Genomic DNA, 9756 nt, shown 5'->3' on the forward strand with positions numbered 1-9756 from the left:
GCGGGCGCGCTGCGGCGTTGCTCCTCACTTGTGTGGCTCGCCACACGGCGCTAGTAGCGCCTTGCATCGCATCCCGCCCAGCGCCCCCAAAACGGGAACTTATTCCGGGCCATGTCCTAAGCGCCCCGCCGATACGGGCGCAGGGTGAATCAGCGCTCGTCGTGGTCGGAATCCCCAGGGACGGCACGTTCAACTGCGTTGCTCAAGCGGTGCCAGGCATCGCGCGTGGCTTCCTTGGCGCGTTCCCACGTGAGGCGCGAATTGCCCTTGGCCTTGTCCCAGCCGAGACCGAGGTCAGACTCGACTTCGTCGAAGGACCTCCCGCGGTAGGTGTCGTAGTTCTGCAGCGCGTAGTTGTAGGCCGGGCTGTAATCCTCATAGCTCCATGCCGCGTCGTAGTACGGGCGGGTTGAATAGCTTTGCCGCCAATAGGATTCTTCGCCCGTCGGGTCGACGTGTTCCGCGATGCCTTTGCCGACAAGTCCACCGGCCACAGCACCCGCCGCCGCGCCCACGAGCGTGCCGACGGGACCGGCGACCGATCCCACCGCCGCACCAGTCGCAATGCCGCCCGCTGCAGCGCCGACGCCTGTGCCCACCGGGTGCGAGCCCGGCGTGCCGCTGATCGGATCGCGATTCATGTCCCGATCCCTGGGCTCGCCCTTGGCTTGGGGTTTATCTGTGTTCATGGCGTACTTCTCCTGATCCTGCTGGGGTTGAAGACGGACGACCCGATGCGTGCTCGGTGAGGTCGTCGCCAAGGCCATTGCACCCGGAATGCCGGGGCCGGCCCATCGGACGGGTACGACTTCGGGCGTAGGACATGCCTTTCAAGCCTGAGAGGCTGAGAGGCTGAGAGGCTGAGAAGTTGCAGGCTTCGGTTCCGTAAGCGCTTCATTCACAGGACGGACGGATCACGATGCGGTCCGCCAGGCGGCAGGCTTTGCCGACCCTGCAGAATGGCGGCCCGTTCAATCGCACCCGACACAATCGTCGCATGACGCTTCCGCTGCATCGCGCCTCCTTCCGCCAGCTCATGCTGGTCGCTTTCCTGCTCATCGCGGCATTGCTGGCGTCCGCGTCGCTGCATGGGCTGTTCACCCTCGAGCGCCTGATCTCACAAAGCCGCGACGGCGCCGAGCGGGCCGTGCAGGCGACCGCCGGGGTGCAGATCCTCGCCGAGCGAAGCGTGGCAATGGAGCGCGCGGCACGCCAGTACCTCGTGCTCGACGACCCGGTGCTGCATGACCGCTTCGATGCCGCAACGAGTGAAGCATCCGGTGCGCTCGATCGACTGCAGACCAACCAGCTTCCGGCCTCGCTCGCCGCGGACTGGCGTGCTGCAGCAGCCGACATCGCGGCCAAGCTGCCCGGCACACGCTCGACTGCGCACAGGCGAGACGAGCAGCTCACGGAAATCTTTCGCGAGCTGGCTGCGATCAACAGCGACATCGCCGAGCACATGCAGCTCGTGATGCGCTCGCGCAACGATGACTTGCGCGCCGAGCTTGAAGCGGGCCGCCTGCAGCTTGGGCGCCAGGTGCTCGGCGCGATTGCCATTGCGGTGGTGATGGCGCTGGCCTTTGGAGTCTGGCTGTCGCGGCCGCTGAAGCGCCTGGAGTCGGCGATCGAGGGCCTGGGCGCCAACCGCCTCGACAAGCCGATCGAGATCCGCGGCCCCGCAGACGTGCGCCGACTCGGCCGCAGCCTCGATGCGCTACGCATCCGCCTGGGCGAGCTCGACGCCGACAAGGCGCGCTTTCTGCGCCATGTATCGCACGAGCTGAAGACGCCGCTGTCAGCGTTGCGCGAGGGTGTTGCCTTGCTCGAGGACGGCGTTACCGGTGATCTGAGCGCCAGCCAGCGCGAGGTGGCGCGCATCCTGCGGCAAAACACCTGCACGCTACAGAGCCAGATCGAAAACCTGCTTCGCTTCAACGCGGCGGTGTTCGAAGCGCGCGAGCTGCAGCGCCGCCGCGTCGAGATGGGCGCGCTGCTGCAGCGGGTCATCGACGAGCAGCGGCTGCAAGCGCAGGCACGCCAGTTGCGCATCGGCGTGGCCGGTGGACCGGTGTGGGCCGAAGTCGATCCCGACAAGCTCGCCACCGCGCTCGGCAACCTGCTGTCCAATGCCATCCGCTTCAGCCCCGAGGGCGGTACCATCGAATTCGAGCTGTCGCAACACGATGGTGTGGTGCGCATCCAAATCGCCGACGGCGGGCCCGGAATCGCGCCCGCCGACCGAGACCGAGTGTTCGAGCCGTTCTATCGCGGCGAACGCCAGCCGCGCGACGCGGCGCGCGGCAGCGGCATCGGATTGTCCATCGTGCGCGAATACACCGCTGCTCATGGCGGCCACATCGAATTGCTACCCGACGGGCCCGGCGCCACCTTTGGCATTCATCTGCCCATCTTGTCCAGGACTGAACCATGATCCGACGCTCGTGCGTCTTGCTGAGTTGCCTTTTGATGGCAGCCTGTGCTGCACCGCCGCCGGTGCAGCACATCGTGTCCACGCCCGCGCCGCCTCAGATGACGGCGGCGCCTGCACTGCCGCCAGCCGCGCCGCTGCCAGCCGCGCAGGCGCCCTCCTCCCCGCCGGCGGACGTGGCCATGCGGGAAATGTTGGCGTTTCACGATCAAGTTCGGCAGCTCTCACCCCTGGAGGTCGGCAAGGAGCTGGCGCGCCTCGGCGACCCGCAGGCGAATCCTCAAGCCACGGTGCAGACGGCGTTGCTGCTGGGCCTGACGCGCAGCAACGGCGACGTTGGCCGCGCGCTCGCACTTCTGGACCCATTGCTACGCTCCACCTCGCCGGAGGCCGCGCCTTGGCAGCCCTTCGGGCGCTTGCTTGCGACTCGCTACGCCGAACAGCGCCGTGTCGAGGAGCAGCTCGAGCGCCAGAACCAGCAGACGCGTGATAACCAGCGCAAGCTGGATCAGCTCAACGAGAAACTTGAGGCACTGAAGGCCATCGAGCACAGCATCACTGCGCGCCCGGCAGGCAGCACACCGCCTTCAACAGCGGGTGCAAAGGGGACGCCGCCATGAGACTGGCGCACATTCACGCTTTGCCCCGGGTCGCGGAGCGACATTTTCCGTTCGCCTTGAGGCAACGGACGACCTGCGCGCTCAGGGCTTCGATACCTCAGCCCAACCCTTCGATACCTCAGGGCGAACGGGTCTTGGCTTCGATCATTTCGCAACGCCTTCCGTTCGCCCTGAGGTATCGAAGGGCCTGCCCCGAACGGACGTTGCCTGCAGGGGAGTTGCGCCCATGACCCATCAAGTCCTCATCATCGACGACGACCCCGACCTGCTGCAGCTCCTGTCGATGCGGCTCACCGCTGCCGGCTACCGGGTGAAAGCCGTGCCTTCCGCGGAAGCCGCGCTGGCCCAGATCGCCATCGAGTGCCCCGACCTGGTCCTGAGCGACGTGCAGCTCCCGGGTGTCGACGGCATGGGGCTGTTCAATGAGATCCGCGCCCGCCACCCCTCGCTGCCTGTCATCCTGCTCACCGCGCACGGGACGATTCCCGATGCGGTCGAGGCCACCTCGCGAGGCGTGTTCAGCTACCTCACCAAGCCATTCGACGGCAAGGCGCTGCTCGACAAGATCGCGCAGGCGCTGTCGACCACCGCCGGCGTGAAGACGCGGCTGGATGGCGAGGCGTGGCGCGAGGACATCATGAGCCGCTCCAGTCGGATGAGCGCACTGCTGACCGAGGCGCGCATGGTCGCGCGCTCCGATGCCAGCGTGCTCATCCATGGTGACAGTGGCACAGGCAAGGAGCTGCTGGCCCAGGCCATCCATCAGGCGAGCCCGCGCGCGGGTCGGCCGTTCGTGGCTGTCAATTGCGGCGCCATTCCCGAGGCGCTGCTCGAGTCGGAGCTCTTCGGTCACATGAAGGGCTCCTTCACGGGCGCGCTCTCCAACCACCAAGGTCTGTTCCAGGCCGCTGAAGGCGGCACGCTCTTTCTCGACGAGATCGGCGACATGCCTCCCGCGCTGCAGGTGAAGCTGTTGCGGGTGTTACAGGAGCGCTCGGTGCGTCCAGTCGGCGCGACCCAGTCCATCCCGATCGATGTACGCATCCTGTCGGCTACGCATCGCGATCTCGATGCCGCGATGGCGCAGGGCCAGTTCCGCGAGGACCTCTTCTACCGCCTCAACGTGGTTGCCCTCACACTGCCCACACTGGCCGAAAGACGCGAGGACATTCCGCTGCTGGCCAACCACTTTCTCGGCAAGCTGGCCTGCAAGTACGACAAGAAGCTCAACGGCTTCGCCCCCGACGCGCTGAAGGCGCTGACCACCGCCTCGTGGCCGGGCAACGTGCGCCAGCTCTACAACGTGGTCGAGCAGGTCAGCGCGCTCGCCACCACGCCGCTGATCCCGCTGGCGCTGGTGCAGCGCGCGCTGCGCATCCCGAGTGTCGAGATCCTGACCCTCGCGCAGGCACGCCAGCGCTTCGAGCGCGACTACCTCGTGGGCTTGCTGAAGCTGTCAGATGGCAATGTGTCGGACGCGGCCCGTCTGGCCGACCGCAATCGCACCGAGTTCTATCGGCTGTTGCAAAAGCACGGGTTGACCCCCGGTCAGTTCCGCTCGGAATCGATGTCCGCCGATTCCTCTGTCGCTGATTAGCGACGCGGGTAATCCCTTTCTCAGCAGGCACTTGCAGAAGAAGACCCCGCTGACTGTCGCCGAGCGGCGACAGGTCGGGCACCGATGCGTCCGCGCGACGGCACCCATTCGAGCGCAAGTCATTGATTCAATTGACGTTTACCTCGATGGCACGCAGGTCGCTATGAGTACTGCTTCGGCAGTCCTCAGAGGCTGAGAGTTTTTCGAGGGGATCAAACACTTGCTCGTCACCAAGTCGACGACCGTCCGCTTTTGTCCGCTGCCCCGCTGGCTTGCAGCGTTCAGCTGCGCGCTGGCGCTGGCCGCGTCACCCAAGCTCGTCAGTGCCTTCGGCTTCGACGACGTTGCTGCGCGTGCGCAAGCCGAAGCCGCCGTCGCGTACCGGCCACCACCCCAGGTATCCAAGGATTTGGCGGCACTCAGCTACGACCAGTACCGGGACATCCGTTTCAAGCCCTCGAACGCGCTGTGGCGCGGCGACGGCCTGCCGTTCGAGGTGATGTTTTTTCACCCCGGCGGCTTCTTCAACGAACCGGTCGCGATCAACGAGATCGTGGCCGGCAAGGCTCGCCACATCCGCTTCGATCCGGCCGATTTCGATTACGGCAAGAACCGGCTGCGTCCGGCGGGCTGGGCCGATGCGGGCTACGCCGGCTTTCGCGTGCACTACCCGCTGAACACGCAAGCCTACAAAGACGAGCTGGCCGTGTTCCTCGGCGCGAGCTATTTCCGCGCCGTCGGCGGCGGCCAGCGCTACGGGTTGTCGGCGCGCGGCCTGGGGCTTGACACCACCGGCGCCGCCCGCGAGGAGTTCCCGCGCTTCAAGGAGTTCTGGATCGAGCGGCCCGCGGCCAATGCACGCGAGCTGGTCGTGCATGCGCTTCTCGACTCGCCGCGCGCAACCGGCGCCTATCGCTTCACGCTGGTCCCCGGCACGCAGTCGCAGGTGCAGGTGCACGCCAGGATCTTCCTGCGCGCCGGCGTGACAACACTTGGTATCGCACCGCTCACGAGCATGTTCCACCATGGCGAGAACACGAGGCGGCAGGACGACTTCCGCCCCGAGGTGCATGACTCTGATGGCCTGATGCTTGCCACCGGTGATGGCGAAGGCGGCACCGAGTGGCTCTGGCGGCCGCTGGTCAACCCAGGCCGCGCCGTGGCCACCTCTTTCGCTGTGCGCGAGCTGCGCGGCTTCGGACTCATGCAGCGCGATCGCGCGTTCGCAAACTACGAGGATCTCGAAGCGCGCTACGAACACCGGCCCAGCGCCTGGGTCGTGCCCGAAGGACGCTGGGGAGCCGGCCGTGTCGAGTTGCTGCTGCTTCCGACTTCAGGCGAGTTCGACGACAACGTCGTCGCCTTCTGGGTGCCGGCGCAGCCGCCGCCGCCGGGCCAGCCGCTGGACCTCGCATACCGCATCGTCTTCCAGGGCGATGAGCAACAGCGGCCACCAAATGGCTGGACTGTGCAATCGCGCCTCGGTCGCGGCTATGAGAAGCAGGACAAGGGCGAATTCCAGTACGTCGTCGACTTCGCCGGTCCGGCCCTCGATGCGCTGCCGGCGCAAGCGAACGTGCGAGCCGTCGTCACACCCGGCGGTAATGCGCGGCTGCTCGAGCGCAACGCCTATCGCAACGAGGCGACCGGCGCCTGGCGCATGACCCTGCGAGTGCAGCGCATCGACGCGGCACAGCCGGTCGAACTGCGCGCTTTTCTGCAACAAGACCAACACGCTCTCACAGAAACATGGACCACGTTCATCCCAGCCGATTGATGCGTTCCCGACGTCCGGCCACAGCGAGCGTGCCTGCGATCCGGCGCGGTGCCATGGTGCCGCAGCCGTGGATCGGCTTCTTCGCCGGAATGAAACAGGGATTGACCGGACCCGCAGGGAGCGCGACGCAGTGGGAGGGTGCCGCCGCACGCCGGCGCCGCGCGCTGTTGATCGCCATCGGCGTGTCGGCCCTCGGCGCGGCGGGCCTGCTGGCTCATGCGCAGACCGCCACCGACCAGTGGGCGCTTCGCATCGGGCAGGTGATGCTCTACACGCTGCTGTTCGCGTGGGTCACAGCCGGCTTCGTCACCGCGATGATGGGCTTCATCGTGCAGCTTCGCGGCGATCGGCACGCGCTGTCCGCGGCAAGCGTAGAAAACCGCCCTATCCGCGCCGATGCCCGCACGGCCATCGTGATGCCGATCTGCAATGAAAACGTCGCGGCGGTGTTCGCAGGCCTGCGGGCCACCTGCGAATCGCTGGCAGCCACCGGAGCCTCGCGGCTGTTCGACGTGTACCTGCTGTCCGACACGAACGACCCATCGATTCGCGCGGCCGAGTTGGCCGCGTGGGGCCAGCTGCGCGACAGCTGCGGCGACGGCGCGCGGGTGTACTACCGCTGGCGCCAGCGCCGCAGCAGGCGCAAGGCCGGCAATGTGGCCGACTTCTGTCGGCGCTGGGGCCGCAACTACCGCTACATGGTCGTGCTCGATGCCGACAGCGTGATGAGCGGCGGCTGCCTGCTGTCGCTGGTGCGTCTGATGGAAGCGAATCCGCGCGCTGGCATTCTGCAGACCGCGCCGCAGGCCTGCGGTCTTTCCACGATCCATGCCCGCGCCCAGCAATTCGCCGGCCGCGTGACGGGACGCCTGTTCACCGCCGGCATGCAGTACTGGCAGCTCGGCGAGTCGCACTACTGGGGCCACAACGCGATCATCCGCGTCGAGCCCTTCATGAAGCACTGCGCGCTCGCCCCGCTGCCGGGGCACGGCGGCTTGGCCGGCGACATCCTCTCGCATGACTTCGTCGAGGCTGCGCTGATGCGGCGCGCCGGCTATCACGTGTGGCTCGTGACCGATCTGCCCGGCAGCTATGAGCAGCAGCCGCCCAACCTGATCGAGGAACTGCAGCGCGACCGCCGCTGGTGCCAGGGCAACCTGCAGAACGCCCGCCTGATCGCCGAGCCCGGCCTGCATTCGGTACACCGCGCGATGCTCGCCACTGGCGCGATGGCCTACCTGTCCGCACCGCTGTGGCTTGCCTTCGTACTGCTCGGCATGCTGTCGTGGCTCGCGAGCGGGGAGGCGGTGATCGGCGCTGGGCAGGGTTTGCCGATCGAGATGATCGCCTTGTGGGCCTGCACCGTGACGATGCTGACGCTGCCGCGCGTGCTGGGGGTCGTCACCATCGTGCTCAAGGGCGAGTCGGCGCAGTACGGCGGCGTGGCGGGCCTGATCCAAGGCGCGTTGCTCGAAGGTGCGCTCTCCGTACTGCAGGCGCCGGTGCGCATGATGGCGCACAGCATCTTCGTGCTGGTCGCGCTCACCGGCCTGCGTCTCAACTGGAAGTCGCCGCCGCGCGAAGCCGAGGCGATCGAATGGTCCGATGCCGTGCGCCGCTTCGCGCCGTTTGGCGGCATCGTGCTGGGGTTGCTCGCCGTCGCGCTGGCCGTCGATCCACGTGTCGCCGTGTGGCTGCTGCCGGTGGCGTTGCCGCTGCTGCTGGCGGCGCCGCTCGCAGTTCTGACGAGCCGTGTGGCGCCAGGCGAACGCCTGCGCGCTCTCGGCGTGCTCATGACGCCTGAGGAATCGCGCACGCCCTCAGTGCTGCGCCAAGCCTGGACCCACGCTCGTCAAACGCCGCCCGCTCCTCGCTGGCCCGACGTGGTCACCGATCCGTGGCTGTTCGAAGTCGTGCGGCTATCGATGGGTACGCGCAACACGGAGACCGGCGTACGCGGCCGCGCGCGCCGCCGGCTGGTACAGCGTGTGCTGCAGGACCAGGACGCCGAAGCGGTGTCGCCGGCCGAGCGCATGCGGCTGTTGAGCGAGCCGCAGCACATCGCACATCTTCGCGACCGGCTCGCGGCGAATTGGAGCCTCGGAATCGAGCGTGCGCGTTCGTCATAGGCGTTGTCAAACGCAGTAACAGCCGGCTGCTTTGGACATGGCCCGGAATAATTTTCCGTTTTGGGGGCGCAGGGCGGGATGCGATGCCAGGCGCTTGCGCCGTGTAGCGAGCCACACAAGCGAGGAGCAACGCCGCAGCGCGCCCGCCCTGCGCCCCCAAAACGGAAAATTGTTTTGGGCCATGTCCTTTGTGGGCTTTTTGCGTGGCAGCGCCGGTACGGCAGGTCTAATGGGCTCATGAGAAGTTGGAAGTACGAAACCCTGCGCCGCTGCGCAGCCTCGATCGCAGCTGTGGCCGCCCTGGCTGGCGTTGCATCGTGCGCGAGCGAGAAGACCCGCAGTGGCGGTCCGATCGACATGCAGATCGCGAACGGCGACGACCGCGTCTCGCGCTGCAGCGAGCGGGTCGGAGCAGTTGCCATCACCGAGGCCGACAACAATGCCCAAGCTCTGAGCTCGGCCGGACTGCCGCGCTCGATGGCCCCGCTGGTGAGGCAGCTGCTGATGCAGACTCGCTGCTTCATCGTCGTCGAGCGTGGCGCGGCTTTCGCAGCGCTCGAGAACGAGATCAAGATCCGTGAGCAGCAGGGACTGGAGCGCAAGAGCCAAATGGCGTCGGTGACCGCGGCCGACTACATGATCCGCGCCGAGATCGTGTTCATGGAGCAGACTGGGGGCAACAAGGGCGCCGTCGGCGCCATGTTCGGCAACCTGCTCGGCGGCATCGGCGGCGAGACGCGTTTGCGCGAGGCGCTCGTCGTGATAAGCGTCATCGACGCACGCACCAGCGAGATCGTCGCTGCCTCGTTCGGACGCGGTACCAACGAGACATCCGGTGTGGGCAGCATCATCCTGGGTGGCGGCCTGGTCGCCTTGCAGGGTGGCTGGCTCGACACGCCACAGGCCAAGCCCGTGGCTGCTGCGCTCGTCGACGCATGGAACCAGCTGCTGCCGCGACTGATGGCCGCGCGCGACAAGGGAGCGTCGAGCAAACAGACGACACAGCAGCCGGTACGCGATTCAGCCGCTCGTCAGGCCAACTGAAGCGAGCCTGCACAGCATGGGGACGCGCTGCAGCGCCCAAGCTCGCGCACTCTGAGTGCTGAGAGTTTTTCGAGCGTGTCCGAGCAGCGCGTCAAAAGGCACCTGATCTAGGCGCAAAGCGCAGCCATAGCCCGGGCTATGGCGAGCATTTGCAACGA

General features: G+C 66.9%; 7 protein-coding genes. 6 read left to right on the forward strand and 1 reads right to left on the reverse strand.

Features of this window, described 5'->3' with window-relative positions:
- Positions 1-149: 149 nt before the first annotated feature.
- Positions 150-689: a hypothetical protein gene (locus AC30NL_RS05470; RefSeq protein ID WP_489463001.1), complete on the reverse strand. Its 540-nt coding sequence runs from the start codon at positions 687-689 to the stop codon at positions 150-152.
- A 308-nt stretch (positions 690-997) separates the two neighbouring features.
- Here AC30NL_RS05470 and AC30NL_RS05475 point away from each other — a divergent pair, with 308 nt between their 5' ends.
- The 6 genes from AC30NL_RS05475 to AC30NL_RS05500 all read left to right on the forward strand — a co-directional run bounded on the left by AC30NL_RS05475 (position 998) and on the right by AC30NL_RS05500 (position 9598).
- Positions 998-2434 carry a sensor histidine kinase gene (locus AC30NL_RS05475; protein ID WP_489463002.1) on the forward strand — a complete coding sequence of 479 codons (1437 nt, stop codon included), beginning with the start codon at positions 998-1000 and terminating at the stop codon, positions 2432-2434.
- On the forward strand, positions 2431-3051 hold the full coding sequence (locus AC30NL_RS05480; protein ID WP_489463003.1) for a hypothetical protein: 621 nt from the start codon (positions 2431-2433) through the stop codon (positions 3049-3051). Before AC30NL_RS05475 ends, AC30NL_RS05480 begins: the two co-directional genes overlap by 4 nt.
- 226 nt (positions 3052-3277) lie before the next feature.
- Positions 3278-4648: a sigma 54-interacting transcriptional regulator gene (locus AC30NL_RS05485; protein ID WP_489463004.1), complete on the forward strand. Its 1371-nt coding sequence runs from the start codon at positions 3278-3280 to the stop codon at positions 4646-4648.
- Positions 4649-4868: 220 nt separating this feature from the next.
- A complete protein-coding gene (locus AC30NL_RS05490; protein ID WP_489463005.1) occupies positions 4869-6425 on the forward strand; it encodes a glucan biosynthesis protein G in 1557 nt (518 codons plus the stop codon).
- Positions 6425-8554 carry a glucans biosynthesis glucosyltransferase MdoH gene (gene mdoH, locus AC30NL_RS05495; RefSeq protein WP_489463006.1) on the forward strand — a complete coding sequence of 710 codons (2130 nt, stop codon included), beginning with the start codon at positions 6425-6427 and terminating at the stop codon, positions 8552-8554. Before AC30NL_RS05490 ends, mdoH begins: the two co-directional genes overlap by 1 nt.
- A gap of 237 nt (positions 8555-8791) precedes the next feature.
- Complete coding sequence (locus AC30NL_RS05500; protein WP_489463007.1) at positions 8792-9598, forward strand: CsgG/HfaB family protein; 807 nt, start codon at positions 8792-8794, stop codon at positions 9596-9598.
- Positions 9599-9756: the final 158 nt, after the last annotated feature.

Source organism: Rhizobacter sp. (assembly GCA_021153565.1).
Taxonomy (GTDB): Bacteria; Pseudomonadota; Gammaproteobacteria; order Burkholderiales; family Burkholderiaceae_C; genus Albitalea.

Bases quoted from the DNA above. Each gene is read 5' to 3' on its own strand.
- AC30NL_RS05470 (WP_489463001.1), bottom strand. From the start codon at position 689: ATGAACACAGATAAACCCCAAGCCAAGGGCGAGCCCAGGGATCGGGAC.
- AC30NL_RS05475 (WP_489463002.1), top strand. From the start codon at position 998: ATGACGCTTCCGCTGCATCGCGCCTCCTTCCGCCAGCTCATGCTGGTC.
- AC30NL_RS05480 (WP_489463003.1), top strand. From the start codon at position 2,431: ATGATCCGACGCTCGTGCGTCTTGCTGAGTTGCCTTTTGATGGCAGCC.
- AC30NL_RS05485 (WP_489463004.1), top strand. From the start codon at position 3,278: ATGACCCATCAAGTCCTCATCATCGACGACGACCCCGACCTGCTGCAG.
- mdoH (WP_489463006.1), top strand. From the start codon at position 6,425: ATGCGTTCCCGACGTCCGGCCACAGCGAGCGTGCCTGCGATCCGGCGC.
- AC30NL_RS05500 (WP_489463007.1), top strand. From the start codon at position 8,792: ATGAGAAGTTGGAAGTACGAAACCCTGCGCCGCTGCGCAGCCTCGATC.